Origin of the sequence: uncultured Flavobacterium sp., from assembly GCF_951805225.1 — a bacterium.
Classification (GTDB): Bacteria; Bacteroidota; Bacteroidia; order Flavobacteriales; family Flavobacteriaceae; genus Flavobacterium.
On sequence record NZ_OX638201.1, the window covers coordinates 6,037,378 to 6,053,448 of the forward strand.

The 16,071-nt window shown below is 37.9% G+C and carries 7 protein-coding genes, 4 tRNA genes and 3 rRNA genes; 8 read left to right on the forward strand and 6 right to left on the reverse strand.

Annotation, left to right across the window (positions count from 1 at the left end):
- Positions 1-80: 80 nt before the first annotated feature.
- From WN975_RS25225 to WN975_RS25240, 4 genes are all read right to left on the reverse strand, one after another.
- Positions 81-3,620 (reverse strand): M1 family aminopeptidase, encoded by a 3,540-nt coding sequence (locus tag WN975_RS25225; protein WP_337968876.1) that lies wholly within the window; start codon positions 3,618-3,620, stop codon positions 81-83.
- Between the two features lie 4 nt (positions 3,621-3,624).
- Positions 3,625-4,509 (reverse strand): ABC transporter ATP-binding protein, encoded by an 885-nt coding sequence (locus WN975_RS25230; RefSeq protein ID WP_337968877.1) that lies wholly within the window; start codon positions 4,507-4,509, stop codon positions 3,625-3,627.
- 109 nt (positions 4,510-4,618) lie between these two features.
- Entirely contained in the window at positions 4,619-4,825 is a 207-nt protein-coding gene (locus WN975_RS25235; protein ID WP_337968878.1) for a helix-turn-helix transcriptional regulator, read from the reverse strand.
- Between the two features lie 2 nt (positions 4,826-4,827).
- A complete protein-coding gene (locus WN975_RS25240) occupies positions 4,828-5,343 on the reverse strand; it encodes a DUF2975 domain-containing protein (protein ID WP_337968879.1) in 516 nt (171 codons plus the stop codon).
- Positions 5,344-5,528: 185 nt separating this feature from the next.
- Here WN975_RS25240 and WN975_RS25245 point away from each other — a divergent pair, with 185 nt between their 5' ends.
- From WN975_RS25245 to WN975_RS25280, 8 genes are all read left to right on the forward strand, one after another.
- Positions 5,529-6,530, forward strand: a complete 1,002-nt coding sequence (locus WN975_RS25245; protein WP_337968880.1) for an LLM class flavin-dependent oxidoreductase — start codon at positions 5,529-5,531, stop codon at positions 6,528-6,530.
- 1,002 nt (positions 6,531-7,532) lie between these two features.
- Positions 7,533-9,046 (forward strand): 16S ribosomal RNA (locus WN975_RS25250).
- 128 nt (positions 9,047-9,174) lie between these two features.
- Positions 9,175-9,248 (forward strand) — tRNA-Ile (locus WN975_RS25255).
- Between the two features lie 147 nt (positions 9,249-9,395).
- Positions 9,396-9,469, forward strand: a tRNA-Ala gene (locus WN975_RS25260).
- A gap of 147 nt (positions 9,470-9,616) precedes the next feature.
- Positions 9,617-12,499: ribosomal RNA gene (locus tag WN975_RS25265) — 23S ribosomal RNA — on the forward strand.
- Positions 12,500-12,658: 159 nt separating this feature from the next.
- A 5S ribosomal RNA gene (gene rrf, locus WN975_RS25270) occupies positions 12,659-12,768 on the forward strand.
- The 16S, 23S and 5S rRNA genes sit together here with 4 tRNA genes alongside, the layout of an rRNA operon.
- A 64-nt stretch (positions 12,769-12,832) precedes the next feature.
- A tRNA-Phe gene (locus WN975_RS25275) sits at positions 12,833-12,905 on the forward strand.
- A 9-nt stretch (positions 12,906-12,914) separates the two neighbouring features.
- A tRNA-Leu gene (locus WN975_RS25280) sits at positions 12,915-13,000 on the forward strand.
- Positions 13,001-13,197: 197 nt separating this feature from the next.
- Here the strand turns inward: WN975_RS25280 and WN975_RS25285 are convergent.
- Positions 13,198-15,126, reverse strand: a complete 1,929-nt coding sequence (locus tag WN975_RS25285) for an OmpA family protein (protein ID WP_337968881.1) — start codon at positions 15,124-15,126, stop codon at positions 13,198-13,200.
- An 11-nt stretch (positions 15,127-15,137) separates the two neighbouring features.
- Positions 15,138-16,061, reverse strand: a complete 924-nt coding sequence (locus WN975_RS25290) for a type IX secretion system membrane protein PorP/SprF (RefSeq protein WP_337968882.1) — start codon at positions 16,059-16,061, stop codon at positions 15,138-15,140.
- Positions 16,062-16,071 lie beyond the last annotated feature (10 nt).

Below are 16,071 nucleotides of genomic sequence, written 5' to 3' on the forward strand. Positions count from 1 at the left end.
TTACACGAATTTCCACAAATTAAATTCAGCTCAAACTGAATAAAAATTAGCGAAAATTCGTGTAATTCGTGGCAAAAAAACTAATTAATTTCCTTTTCGTTATCCTTATAAAAAGTATCGATATTCTTTAAATACGGATCAACAATAATGCGTTGAGGTTTGGTTTTAAGTTTGATTTTCCCTTCAACCGAATTATTTTTTATCGAAAATGGATAAGAAAATAATTTTCCGTTTTCATCATAAACTCCAATATCTATTATTGAATCGTTTGCAATCAGTTTTCGTTTTCCGGTTGCATTCTCAGAATATTTTTCAGAATTCACTTTAAAGGAAACTTCATAAAAACCGTTTTTCTTTCGACTCTCAACCGAAACTACATTTGATGAATATGTAATAATTTGTTTGAACATTTCATCCAGTTTATAATGCAGTTTAGGATTGGTAACTAAATAAATCTCTTTTAATAAATCTTCGGAATCCGGCGTTTGGTTTGGAAATTTATAATGATTTAAGAAATTTCTCAAAGCTAGATTGACTTTTTCTTCTCCAATTAACATTCGCAATTGATGTATTACAAGCATTCCTTTATCATAAGGTAAATGTGGCGTGTCGTAATTTGTTTTATAAAGAGGCATTTCAGGATCACAACTTCGGCTGCTTAAATACAAATCGAGATGAATTTTTAAAGTTTCCAGCGCTTTTTCCAATCCATGTTCTTTTTCATAAAGCATCAGTTCCGTGTATTGCGCTAAAGTTTCGGTCAAAATCCAGCTTCCCTCTTTCTGTTCCGGACTAATCTGTGAATTTCCCCACCATTCGTGCGATAATTCATGTGCCGTTAATTGATTGATAATATCTTCTTTATCACGATGATTTAAATCACTGTAAAAACCAAAATTCTCTTTCATAAAAACCGTCGAAGGATATGAAGTCGCCGCAAAACCATTAACGAAAGCAGAAATTTCGGCATAACGAATTGTTTTGTATGGATATTTGCCAAAGTTGTTTTGGCAATAATCTACTGTGTTTTCTATATCTTTTATAAGTTTCGGAACATTTCTGGAATGTCGCGCATCGTAATAAACTTCAATAGAAATACCTTTATAAACTGTTTTTTGAATTTTATATTCGGCAGAAGAAAAAGCAAATCGAAATGGAATTTTTCCATTTGATTTATAATGAAAGTAATTACGATCGCCTTTTCTCCATTTTCCAATTAAATCACCAATTCCTATTGCAGTTTGATTTTGAGAAGTAGAAACAACAGTTTCATAATCAATAAAATTATATGGAACTATCGATTTATCTTCCAGTTTTTTAAGCGGACTTTGAGCGGGTAAATGTCTTTTTAAACGTTCTTTTTTACTTTCAATTTCGTTAGAATCCTGATAACCAAAATAAGGATAATAACGACTTATTCGCATGAAAGAGCCATTTTCGATAATCGAATTAAAAGAAGTATGACCTTTAAACGGCGACCAAGTTGATTCAAACGAAAACGAAATCTTCATTTTCTGATGCCGTAAAAGTGATTTTTCTAATCGAAACCAATAATGATTGAATTCTGAAACATCATTTAACTTTTTAGAGTTCGGAATTTCAATTGAAGTTAATTTGGAATTTCGATCTATATATAGGAGTAAACTATCAATTGGTTTTTCGGCATTATTGATTAATTCGTACGTTCCTTTTACAACATATCTATTTTCAGATGGAAATAAATCCAAATTACTTTTTACAGAAGTTATAGTCGGTTGCCGTAAATCAGTATATTTTTTGAATTGCAACTCATATTGTTCACTCCAATTGTTCTGATCTTCTTCAGTAATATAGGGATATTCAATATTGGTTTTATAAAAAAGATAACTTCCAAAGCCAATAAACAGTAGAATTCCCAAAGTGAAAACCGTTTTTTTGATAGTATTAAACGAATGTCTTCGGAATGATTTTAAGACAGAAGTGTTTCGTTTCCATAAAATTCCTGTCAAAATTAATAGAATTAAAGCCAGTCCGAAATTGTACAACATCGAAAAATCAAATACAAAAGTATATTTTCCGAAACCATTCAAATCAAAATATTCTCTTTTAAAAGAATCACCAAATCTCAATAAAGGATGAGAAATTCCTAATTGTTCTCCAATTCCGGTACTTAGTAAGATCGTAATAATCGTTGCGACAGAAAGTCCAAGATATTTATTAGAAACAACCGTTTGAATAAAAACAACTAAAATCGAAATCAATAAAATAGGGAAACCTAAATAATAAAATAACGAAAGATAAATCCCAAATTCTATTAGAGCATTGTCATGAAAGATTTGAAAACCACAACCAATTAAAATACTTAAAGCAATTATAATAAGTGGAATCGTAAAAAGCGAAATGATTTTTGAGAGTAAAACGATCGTTTGTTGATAAGGCGTTGTGTTTTCTAACATTTCAAATCTAGAAGTTTCGCTTCGGTTTATCAATTCGTTGCTATAAAAAAGTAGAATGATAATCAGAATAAAAGGCAAACGATCCATAATCGTACTAATCATCAAAGCAGTATTAGCGATGTTTTGCGGTAATCTGATTCCGCCGTCAATCTCGTCTGAAATTTCAATTGCTAATAATCCTGAGAATAAAAGCGCAATTAATAGAAACGGAATTCCTTTCAAGATAAGAGAAACATCCATTTTGATGTAACTTTTAAAAACTAAGAAATTGTGTTTAAAAGTTCTGAATTCAATATTTTTGGGTGCTTCTGTAGAAAAAGAAAGATTTTCAGTTTTTAGAACTTTAATTGGTTTTACTTTTTTAGTTTTCGTTTTTCTAAAAGAGAAGAAACGATAAGAAACCAAAATCAATAGAACAGAAATACTTAACCAAAGAATTCTATTGAACAGAAAATTACCGGATAAATCCAGAAGATTGGTGTTTTTCTGGATAGCAGTAAAATATCTCGTTTGTTCCAGAAAAGCAGCTAACCCAAACGGATCTACTTTTGCAGCAAACGACATTGCAGCCGCTGACGAAGGCGAAGCATTGGCAAAAATAGGAGAGTTGGAGAATAATGAACCGGCGATATATAAAATGTAAACCATAAAACCGCCTACATATATAAAGAGTTTGCTTCTTGTTAACCAAGCCAAAGTCGTCAAAACAGAAAGACACAATAATATATTCGGAATAACCAAAACCAAATACGGCCAAAAATAATTCAGAAACGAAAACGGACCAATTTCATCTTTGGACAACCAAGGCATCAAATGACCAATTATCATCCCGATTATAAACAGGCCAAAAGAAACAACTGCAATTCCAAAAGCAGCAATAAACTTACTTCCTAAATAATGAAACTTAGAAATAGGCGTCGTAAAAATGATCGAGTCGAATTTAGTTTCGTATTCTTTTAGAAAATTCTGCGCAACCTGAAGCGTAGTTGAGAAAATCGTCGTTAAGGAAATCAAACCAATAGCATAAGTCAGCACATAAGGACTGTTTTTGTACGCGCCTGAAAAAGAGAAATTGGCAAAAGCGCTAACGAAAAATCCTAAGATCAAATAAACTAAAAATGTGGCATAAAAGCTCCAGTTTCCGGTATTGTTATGCCATTCAAATTGTAATAATTTTGAAAACATAACGCTACTTTTTAAATTGATTTTGAGCTAAAACACTAAAATAAACATCACTTAAATCAGGAGAAATTAAGTCGAAACCAGAATCCGGTTGTTGATCTGCAAAAACATGAATATTTAGTTTACCCGAATTCAAATGCGAGGATATAATGTTGAAATTCGTTTGATAATCCTGCAATTCAGATTTATGAATCGCTTTCATCCAGATTTTATCCTTTAATAAAGTAATTGTTTCATTTGGATTTCCTTCCAGAATCAATTTTCCGTTTGAGATAATCGCCATCTTGGTACACAAATCCTGAACATCTTCGACAATATGAGTTGATAAAAGTACAATAATGCTTTCGCCAATTTCGCTTAAAAGATTATTGAAACGATTTCTTTCTTCAGGATCAAGTCCCGCTGTAGGTTCATCGACAATAATAATCTTCGGATTTCCCAATAAAGCCTGAGCAATTCCAAAACGCTGACGCATTCCGCCAGAAAAGGAGTGAACTGCTTTATCTTTGTGTTGCAGTAAATTGGTTTGTTGTAATAAAGTCAGAATCTGATCGTGTCTTTCTTGTTTATTGACAATTCCCTTCAAAATTGCCAAATGATCCAATAAACGATAAGCCGAAATTTTAGGATAAACGCCAAATTCCTGTGGTAGATATCCCAGATTTTCTCTTATATACATTGGTTTTTCCAGAATATTGATTCCGTTAAAGACAATACTTCCCGAAGTTGGTTCCTGCAAAGCCGCAACAGTTCGCATTAAAGTAGACTTTCCGGCTCCGTTTGGTCCCAATAAGCCAAACATTCCGTTCGTAATTTCCAGAGACACATCATTGATTGCCTGTGTGCCGTTCTCATACGTTTTGCTGAGATTTTTGATTGATAAACTGTTCATTTTTTGATTGATTTAATGATTATATATTATGATGATTGAGAAAAAATTAGGCAATAGAATTCCAGCCGACTTCGGAAAGTCGATTTTTATAAGGATATTAAAAAAAGATTTACTCGCTTACGTACTCTAAAATATCACCAGGCTGGCAATCTAATATTTTACATATTGACTCAAGAGTATCAAAACGGATACCTTTGGCTTTTCCGGTTTTAAGTATCGATAAATTGGCAGGCGTAATTCCTAGTTTTTCAGCCAACTCTTTACTTTGCATCTTACGTTTCGCAAGCATGACATCAACGTTTACAATTATTGGCATGATTATATAAATAAGTCTTGTTCGTTCTGAAGGTTTAATCCTTGTTTAAAAATAGCTGCCAGAAAATAAGCAAATACACCCAGCATAAAATGTAATACAATAAATATAGAGACCTCATTATCCAGCGAAACAAAAATAGAAGCAAGAAATATAATAATCCCCGGCAAGAATAAATTGGACAAATAAAATCGTCTTAAATGTTTAATGCCATTTTCAGTAAATAATTTAGGTTGGAAAAATACTTTAAATACGTTACTAATCAACAAAAAGAAAAGTCCATAAAGACTCAAAGGAGACAGAAATTCAAAAATGATATAAGGAAGGTTATAATCGCCCAACATTATAGGATGTTCCGTAAAAGGATAACAAATCTGAAAATACTTGCCATTGTCTTTAAAATTCAAAAACCATCCCGTACTTAAAGTAAGTAAAGAGTAAGATGATAATGTAAAATATAGAATAGCCAGAAATCGGGTAACGTAGAATAATATTCTCGAAACAATATGAGTGGTTTTCATTTATGCTTAAATTTAGTTTTGTTATTGCAAATGTATAATTAATTATTGCAAAACAATAATTAATTATCAAATTTATCCAATTGGCATCATTTTTTATTTGCAACAAAACATTATAATTCTATTAACACTAGAAAAGAAAAGACATCTCTATAAATGAATTAATTTTGTATAAATCAAAAAAATTCATGAAAAACCCAATTTCAGTTTCTATACTAGAACTCGCTATTATCACACAAGATAGCAATGCAGCCGAAACATTTCAAAAAACAAAAGACATAGCGCAACTCGCAGATCAATTAGGATACAAGCGTTTTTGGCTTGCCGAACATCATAATATGGCGCACGTTGCCAGTTCAGCAACAGTAGTCTTAATAGGTTTTATTGCAAGTCAGACAAAAAACATCCGCGTAGGTTCTGGCGGAATCATGTTACCAAATCATTCTCCTTTAATAGTAGCAGAACAATTTGGAACATTAGAAACGCTTTACCCAAACCGAATTGACTTAGGTTTAGGAAGAGCGCCAGGAACAGATCAGCCAACAGCCGAAGCTATTCGGAAAGACTTTTTTGAGCAAGCACAGCGTTTTCCGGCAAATGTATCCAAGCTTCAGGATTATTTTTCGGTAGAAAATGCCACAGCAAAAGTTCGCGCATTTCCGGCCGAAGGCACAAACATTCCAATTTGGATTTTAGGTTCAAGCATGGAAAGTGCTGCTCTTGCCGCGGCATATGGTTTGCCTTACGCATTCGCCGGACATTTTGCACCACGCCAAATGATTCAGGCATTTGAGTTTTATCGCGAGAATTTCCAAGCTTCAGATGTTTTAGATAAACCTAAAACAATGGCTTGTGTTAATATAATTGCCGCAGATACAAACGAAGAAGCCGAATTTTTGTCGACGAGCTTGTATCAAATGTTTCTTAACCTGATTCGTAATGATCGCAAAGGTTTGCAGCCGCCAGTTCCGTCTCTGGACGATATCATGGGCGAAGAAGAACGTTTTCATGTCGATCAAATGACTGCATGTACCTTTACGGGAAACAAAGAGCGGTTAATAATCGATCTTAAAAAGTTCATCGACTATTCCAGAATTGATGAGTTGATGGTAACCAGTCCAATCTTCGATCATCAAGCCAAACTAAAAAGTATTCAAATCACCAAAGAAGTAATCGACAGTTTAAATTAAGCATACATATATAAGTATAAAATCACACTCCTATATATAAGGAAGAATATCATCTCACAACCCGACAGGTTTTTAAAACCTGTCGGGTTTATTTTTGGTATCTATAATATAAGGAGAAAGATGAACTCTATAATATAAGAGTAAGTTTCATCCCTCTGAATGAACCGAAGGTTCGAAAGAAGCATTGTTAGAATTTCAAAAATTGGAATTTGAATAAAGTTTAGGAGCTATTTCCCGCTATCCGCTTCAATCTTTTGCTTTTTAAAGAAAAAAGCAAAAGGATTTCCACTACTATCGGGGCTAGGGCAGAGGATTTGAGAAGAAAATACGTTCCAAAAGAGAAAACTTAGCGTCTTAGCGTCTTTGCGCGATTCATAAAACCAAGGAAAAACACAGCTTTGCGATCTTTGGCAAACAAATCCAGAGAAGAAAAACATAGCCTCTTTGTGGTAAAATGGCTCCAATTGCCCAAAACCGGAAAAACCTCAAAAAAACTTTGATGTGTAAAAAACGCCAAACCAGTCAGTTATAAAAAAGATTAAAAATAGTTAAGAAAAGCTATTGTTTAACTGAATAAACTACCTACTTTTGCACCCGCAACAGCGATATACGTTCACAGAAATACTGACAAGCAAAGGAATTGAAATTGAAAATTTATTTTCAAAAAAAGATTAAAAAAGCTTGTGAGATTCGAAAAGGGATATTACATTTGCACCCCGCAAAACAGGGAAAGTTCATTGAAAGATTGGCAGGTTTGAGAAGTTAGAGAGAAGAAAATTTTCTTAAAAAAAACTTCAAAAAACATTTGCCAGTTAGAAATAAGTTTTCTACTTTTGCACCCGCTTTGAGATACAAGCGAAACAAGAAAGAAACACGTTCGTAGACATATTGAATTGACAGCCGTTTTAACAGAGATGTTAAAACAAAAGAATAAGAGTAATAGAATCGTAAGATTTGAAAAGAACCACTAGAGATAGCGTCGAATATATAATATTAAAATATACGATGAAGAGTTTGATCCTGGCTCAGGATGAACGCTAGCGGCAGGCTTAACACATGCAAGTCGAGGGGTATAGTTCTTCGGAATTAGAGACCGGCGCACGGGTGCGTAACGCGTATGCAATCTACCTTTTACAGAGGGATAGCCCAGAGAAATTTGGATTAATACCTCATAGTATTATGAAATGGCATCATTTTATAATTAAAGTCACAACGGTAAAAGATGAGCATGCGTCCCATTAGCTAGTTGGTAAGGTAACGGCTTACCAAGGCTACGATGGGTAGGGGTCCTGAGAGGGAGATCCCCCACACTGGTACTGAGACACGGACCAGACTCCTACGGGAGGCAGCAGTGAGGAATATTGGACAATGGGCGCAAGCCTGATCCAGCCATGCCGCGTGCAGGATGACGGTCCTATGGATTGTAAACTGCTTTTATACGAGAAGAAACACTCCTTCGTGAAGGAGCTTGACGGTATCGTAAGAATAAGGATCGGCTAACTCCGTGCCAGCAGCCGCGGTAATACGGAGGATCCAAGCGTTATCCGGAATCATTGGGTTTAAAGGGTCCGTAGGCGGTTTAATAAGTCAGTGGTGAAAGCCCATCGCTCAACGGTGGAACGGCCATTGATACTGTTAAACTTGAATTATTAGGAAGTAACTAGAATATGTAGTGTAGCGGTGAAATGCTTAGAGATTACATGGAATACCAATTGCGAAGGCAGGTTACTACTAATGGATTGACGCTGATGGACGAAAGCGTGGGTAGCGAACAGGATTAGATACCCTGGTAGTCCACGCCGTAAACGATGGATACTAGCTGTTGGAAGCAATTTCAGTGGCTAAGCGAAAGTGATAAGTATCCCACCTGGGGAGTACGTTCGCAAGAATGAAACTCAAAGGAATTGACGGGGGCCCGCACAAGCGGTGGAGCATGTGGTTTAATTCGATGATACGCGAGGAACCTTACCAAGGCTTAAATGTAGTTTGACCGATTTGGAAACAGATCTTTCGCAAGACAAATTACAAGGTGCTGCATGGTTGTCGTCAGCTCGTGCCGTGAGGTGTCAGGTTAAGTCCTATAACGAGCGCAACCCCTGTTGTTAGTTGCCAGCGAGTCATGTCGGGAACTCTAACAAGACTGCCAGTGCAAACTGTGAGGAAGGTGGGGATGACGTCAAATCATCACGGCCCTTACGCCTTGGGCTACACACGTGCTACAATGGCCGGTACAGAGAGCAGCCACTGGGCGACCAGGAGCGAATCTATAAAACCGGTCACAGTTCGGATCGGAGTCTGCAACTCGACTCCGTGAAGCTGGAATCGCTAGTAATCGGATATCAGCCATGATCCGGTGAATACGTTCCCGGGCCTTGTACACACCGCCCGTCAAGCCATGGAAGCTGGGGGTGCCTGAAGTCGGTGACCGCAAGGAGCTGCCTAGGGTAAAACTGGTAACTAGGGCTAAGTCGTAACAAGGTAGCCGTACCGGAAGGTGCGGCTGGAACACCTCCTTTCTAGAGCCTCAAATGTTAGTTGATTTATCAACACGTTGAGGAAAAAAGATGCTATTAAGGTGCATTCTGAATTTAAGGATTCAATTACTCTTGCTGTTAATTCAAATAATAAATTTTAAGTAAAACAGAGTCTCGTAGCTCAGCTGGTTAGAGTACTACACTGATAATGTAGGGGTCGGCAGTTCGAGTCTGCCCGGGACTACTATTTAAATTGTTAATTATAAATTATGAATTATAAGTTATAAAAAACAAGTTAAAAAGACTGAGATACTTAAAAAAAAGGAAATTTTAGAAGTTGAGCGTTTATGAGCATTCATAACTCATAATTTATAACTCATCATTTAAAAATGGGGGATTAGCTCAGCTGGCTAGAGCGCCTGCCTTGCACGCAGGAGGTCAACGGTTCGACTCCGTTATTCTCCACTGATTTACTGTGAAGATAGTAAATAAAAGTTCATTGACATATTGAGATAAGAAAATAATAAAAAGTAGAAAGCGTTTTTTGTTATAGTAGTAATACAAGTAACAAAAGACAAAAAAAAACGGTCATAATTGATTTTATGATTGGTACAATAAGCAAAATAAGGGCGTATGGGGGATGCCTTGGCTCTCAGAGGCGATGAAAGGCGTGATAAGCTGCGAAAAGCTACGGGGACGGGCACACACCGATTGATCCGTAGATACCTGAATGGGGCAACCCACTATGTTGAAGACATAGTACACCGATAGGTGGGCAAACCCGCTGAACTGAAACATCTAAGTAGGCGGAGGAGAAGAAAACAAAAGTGATTCCGTAAGTAGTGGCGAGCGAACGCGGATTAGCCCAAACCAATGATGTTACGGCATTGTTGGGGTTGTAGGACCACGATATTTTATGTACAAGGAACCGGAAGTTACTGGAAAGTGACACCATAGAGGGTGATAGTCCCGTATGGGTAACGAGTATAATAGATAGTGGTATCCTGAGTAGGGCGGGGCACGTGAAACCCTGTCTGAATTTGGCGGGACCATCCGCTAAGGCTAAATACTCCTGAGAGACCGATAGTGAACCAGTACCGTGAGGGAAAGGTGAAAAGAACCGTGAATAACGGAGTGAAATAGATCCTGAAACCATACGCTTACAAGCGGTCGGAGCCCTTTCGTGGGGTGACGGCGTGCCTTTTGCATAATGAGCCTACGAGTTAACGTTGCTGGCAAGGTTAAGTGGTTAAGCCACGGATCCGTAGCGAAAGCGAGTCTGAATAGGGCGCTTTAGTCAGTAGTGTTAGACGCGAAACCGTGTGATCTACCCATGGGCAGGTTGAAGCTGTGGTAACACACAGTGGAGGACCGAACCGGTTGACGTTGAAAAGTCTTCGGATGACCTGTGGGTAGGGGTGAAAGGCCAATCAAACTCGGAAATAGCTCGTACTCCCCGAAATGCATTTAGGTGCAGCGTTATGCTATAAAGTTATATAGAGGTAGAGCTACTGATTGGATGCGGGGGCTTCACCGCCTACCAATTCCTGACAAACTCCGAATGCTATATAATGTTTCATAACAGTGAGGGCTTGGGTGCTAAGGTCCAAGTCCGAGAGGGAAAGAACCCAGACCATCAGCTAAGGTCCCCAAATATACGCTAAGTTGAAAGAACGAGGTTTGTCTGCCCAGACAGCTAGGATGTTGGCTTGGAAGCAGCCATTCATTTAAAGAGTGCGTAACAGCTCACTAGTCGAGCGGACGAGCATGGATAATAATCGGGCATAAGCGTATTACCGAAGCTATGGATTTACAAGCAATTGTAAGTGGTAGGGGAGCATTCTAACAGGGTTGAAGGTGTATCGTAAGGTATGCTGGACTGGTTAGAAAAGAAAATGTAGGCATAAGTAACGATAATGCGGGCGAGAAACCCGCACACCGAAAAACTAAGGTTTCCACAGCTATGCTAATCAGCTGTGGGTTAGTCTGGTCCTAAGGCGAACCCGAAAGGGACAGTCGATGGCTAACGGGTTAATATTCCCGTACTACTAATTACTGTGATGGGGTGACGGAGTGATGAAAGCGCCGCGAACTGACGGAATAGTTCGTTGAAGTACCTACCTATAAGAGATGCAGGCAAATCCACATCTTTTGGGGAAATACGATAGTACTCGGAGTCTTCGGACAAAGAGATAGTGCGCCTAAGGGCTTCCAAGAAAAACCTCTAAACTTCAGGTAATTAGTACCAGTACCGTAAACCGACACAGGTAGTTGAGGAGAGAATCCTAAGGTGCTCGAGAGATTCATGGCTAAGGAATTAGGCAAAATAGACCTGTAACTTCGGGAGAAAGGTCGCCAGCGCAAGCTGGCCGCAGTGAAGAGGTCCAGGCGACTGTTTATCAAAAACACAGGGCTCTGCAAAATCGTAAGATGAAGTATAGGGCCTGACACCTGCCCGGTGCTGGAAGGTTAAGAGGAGATGTTATCTTCGGAGAAGCATTGAATTGAAGCCCCAGTAAACGGCGGCCGTAACTATAACGGTCCTAAGGTAGCGAAATTCCTTGTCGGGTAAGTTCCGACCTGCACGAATGGTGTAACGATCTGGACACTGTCTCAGCCATGAGCTCGGTGAAATTGTAGTAACGGTGAAGATGCCGTTTACCCGCAGTGGGACGAAAAGACCCTGTGCACCTTTACTATAGCTTAGTATTGACCTTGGATAAATGATGTGTAGGATAGGTTGGAGACTGTGAAGTGGCGTCGCCAGGCGTTGTGGAGTCATTGTTGAAATACAACCCTTTGTTTATCTGAGGCCTAACCCCGGAAACCGGGGGACATTGCTTGGTGGGTAGTTTGACTGGGGTGGTCGCCTCCAAAAGAGTAACGGAGGCTTCTAAAGGTTCCCTCAGTACGCTTGGTAACCGTGCGTAGAGTGCAATGGCATAAGGGAGCTTGACTGAGAGACATACAGGTCGATCAGGTACGAAAGTAGAGCATAGTGATCCGGTGGTTCCGCATGGAAGGGCCATCGCTCAAAGGATAAAAGGTACGCCGGGGATAACAGGCTGATCTCCCCCAAGAGCTCATATCGACGGGGGGGTTTGGCACCTCGATGTCGGCTCGTCACATCCTGGGGCTGGAGAAGGTCCCAAGGGTTGGGCTGTTCGCCCATTAAAGTGGCACGCGAGCTGGGTTCAGAACGTCGTGAGACAGTTCGGTCTCTATCTACTGTGGGCGTTAGAAATTTGAGTGGATCTGATTCTAGTACGAGAGGACCGAATTGGACAAACCTCTAGTGTATCTGTTGTCCCGCCAGGGGCACCGCAGAGTAGCTACGTTTGGAAGGGATAAGCGCTGAAAGCATATAAGCGCGAAACCCACCACAAGATGAGATTTCTTTTAAGGATCGTGGAAGATGACCACGTTGATAGGCTATAGATGTAAAGGCAGTAATGTCATAGTCGAGTAGTACTAATAATCCGTAAGCTTATGTACACCCTTTTCCCGCACCGCAAGGTGCGGGGAGAAACTTTCTAAAATAGTAAATAAAAGTACTTTTCTTTATCTCAGTATGTTAAGATATTACTGCAATTTTAATTTTTAATTCTAAATTTTTAATTAAATGCAGAAGTTGCCTAAAGCAACTAACGACCTTAAGGTGGTTATTGCGGCGGGGCTCACCTCTTCCCATCCCGAACAGAGTAGTTAAGCCCGCCTGCGCAGATGGTACTGCAGTTATGTGGGAGAGTATGTCGTCGCCTTTCTTTTGAAAACCCTATCCAATAGATAGGGTTTTTTATTCTTAATTCGCGTATTTGCGAATTATATGGTACCTTAGCTCAGATGGTAGAGCAATGGACTGAAAATCCATGTGTCCCTGGTTCGATCCCTGGAGGTACCACTAACTAATGCTCGGATGGTGAAATTGGTAGACACGCTGGACTTAAAATCCAGTGAACAGCAATGTTCGTGCGGGTTCAAGTCCCGCTCTGAGTACTAAAACTTCAATTGGCAAATGCTAGTTGAAGTTTTTTTATGAAATAAAGTCTGGTTTTAAGCTTTTTTGAGTTGCTCTTACTCTTAAATTAGCTCATTTCGTTTAGAAATAGCTTTATAAATCTTATTTTTCTGTAATATAAGACTAATTACATATAAAAAAGATTATTTCATTAGCGGACGGCATTAAAATTTGGTTACATCTTAATAATAATAAATTCGCTTCGTCTGTTCATTTGATGCTGTGCTTCGGTGCAAGGAACTCCGTTTGAGCAGTTATTTATAAGCTGTGTTTCTCCATAACCAATGGCACTTTCGATTCTTTCCGGAGCAATTCCCTGTGAGATAATATAATCTCTGGTTGCTTTGGCTCTTCGGTCAGAAAGTTCAAGGTTGTATTGATCTTTGGCTCTTGAATCCGTGTGGGATTCAATTTTAATAACTACACTTGGATATTGACTCATTAATAAAACCACTTTGTTTAATTCTATTGCAGCGTCATATCGAATTATTGATTTATTCAGATCAAAGAAAATGATTCCGATTTTTATTTTCAACAAACCGTCTTTTCTTTCTATAAGTGAAGGATCGAGACCAATAGGAACTTGGGTTATTCCAGAATTTTCAAGAGTAATAATAGCTTTAGTACTTGTTGTAAAATTATCTTTTGCTGCTTCAATTGTATAAGGTGTATTACAATTAATATTTTCGCCGAATTCAAATTTTCCATCTATTTTAGAAACGGTTTCATCGATTTTTTGATTTTCACTGTTTTTGAGTGTTACAATTGCGCCGGCGATTTTATTGTTGGATATAGCATCAAAAACATAACCTTCGATAGATTGTGTACAGCTTCTTTCGAAAGAATAAATATCGTCGTCACCTTTTCCTGTTTTTCTGTTCGAACATACAAAACCTTTGTTGGTATCTTCGTTTACTATATAACCAAAATCATCTCTGTTGCTATTTAATGGTGCACCAAGATTATTTGGTGAATCGAAGATTCCGTCGGTTAATCGGCTTTCGAAAACATCGAGTCCGCCCAATCCTAAAAATCCATCGGAAGAAAAATACAATGCTTTATCGGTTATATACGGAAACATTTCACGTCCGCTGGTATTTATTTTTTCGCCTAAATTCTTTGGGTTAGAATATTGATCTTCACCTAAAATATCAACTACAAAAATATCAGTAGATCCAAGTGTTCCTGGCATATCTGAAACAAAATATAATTTTTTACCATCTTTACTTACAGAGGGCTGCCCAACAGAATAATTATCGCTGTTGAACGGAAGTTCTTTCACGTTTTCCCAACGAACTGTTCCGTTGCCATTTTCTACTGCTTTCGCCGAATATATTTTTAAATTATTAATTCCTTTGCTGTCTCTTTTTAGTTTTCCATTATAATTATTTCGGGTAAAATAAATTGTTTTTTCATCTGGCGAAAAAGCAACACAGGCTTCGTGAAATTGAGTTGTAATTTCTTTTCCAAAACGTTCTTTAAAAGTAACATTGGTTTGAGTTGGACTTATTTTTCCTAATTGCATGTTTAAATAAGGCTGATCGTTCCATCCATATTTTGCTGTTTTTAAATAGGAAGAATCTACCGTAGTAGAATATACTAAATCGCCTTTGTAAAACATAGGACCAAAATCTGAATAAGCGGAATTGATTTCGAGATTTTCGAGTATAAACTGTGGTTTTATTTTATTTATATCTTCAAGTGTTACTGTTTTGAGGGAGAAATTCTGAGCTCTGGAATCTGTTGTTTTTTGTTTTTCGGAAAAACTTTTCATCCATTTTTTTGCCAGATCATAATTCTGAATTCCTTGTAATGATTGGGCGTATCTAAAATAATACTCGGCAGGAACTTCGTTTGGATAATCCGCAAGCAGTTTGCCATACCATTTACTGGCACTTGTCATTTGTGTATTAAAATAATGTGCATCTCCGATGCGTTGCAAAATTTCTTTGGAGGTATCTCCATTTTTTATCGATAATTCATATGATTTTGCAGCTTCTATATAATACATTTTATCAAATAGGGCATCAGCCGTTTTGTTTTTGGTTTGCGAATAAATCATTTGCATTGCAAACAATACCAGTATAGTAATTCTTTTTTTCATATAGCATAGTATTAAAAGAATCTTGGAGATTTTAATCCCTTTTTGCGTGATACTAATTCAAATCGAAGCATAATTTCGTGTGTACCGCTATTATACGTTTGCAGTTCTGTTGTAGTATAATCATAGGCGTAAGCAACGAGAAACTGTGGCGTGATTTGCAAAGAGGCCATGGCACTTACTGAATCTCCTGTGCGGTATGATGCACCGAGAGTAAAAACATTATTGAACATAAAATTGGCCGAAAAATCAGCGATAAGAGGTGCACCTGCAACATATTTTACCAAAGCAGCAGGTTTAAATTTTGTATGGGCTGAAAGATCAAAAACGATTCCTCCAATAAGATATACGTGCATTCTTTCGTTTACAAGATCATCTGCAATGTCATCATAATCATATCTTTCGCGAGTCATAAAGTTAGGAATCGATACTCCGATATAATCTCTTTCGCCATGCCAATATAATCCTGCACCAACCACAGGTAAAAATTTATTGGTAATATTTTCACGAAACTGGGTATCAGGATCTCTGTGACTTCCTTTTGTCCAGTCTATATTGATCACTCTTCCTCCGCCTTTAATTCCAAAAGATAATTTATGTTTTTGTCCAGATTGGATTGTATAGGAGAAATTAGCATCTATATATTGTTCTTCAGATGGGCCTATTTCTTCACTGACTACTGATAAACCCAGACCGACATTTTTCGCGACTGGCGTATCTAACGTGAAAGATTGTGTGTTTGGAGCTCCTTCGAGACCAACCCATTGTGTTCTATATATTCCAGTTATGGCTAAATGCCCTAAGGAGCCGGCATACGCAGAGTTTACACTTAACGTATTATACATATACTGTGTGTATTGCGGATCTTGCTGTGCTGCAACACCAAATACAGAAAGCATCGTAATGATTGTGAAAATCTTTTTTATATTTTTAATCATAGCCAATTCT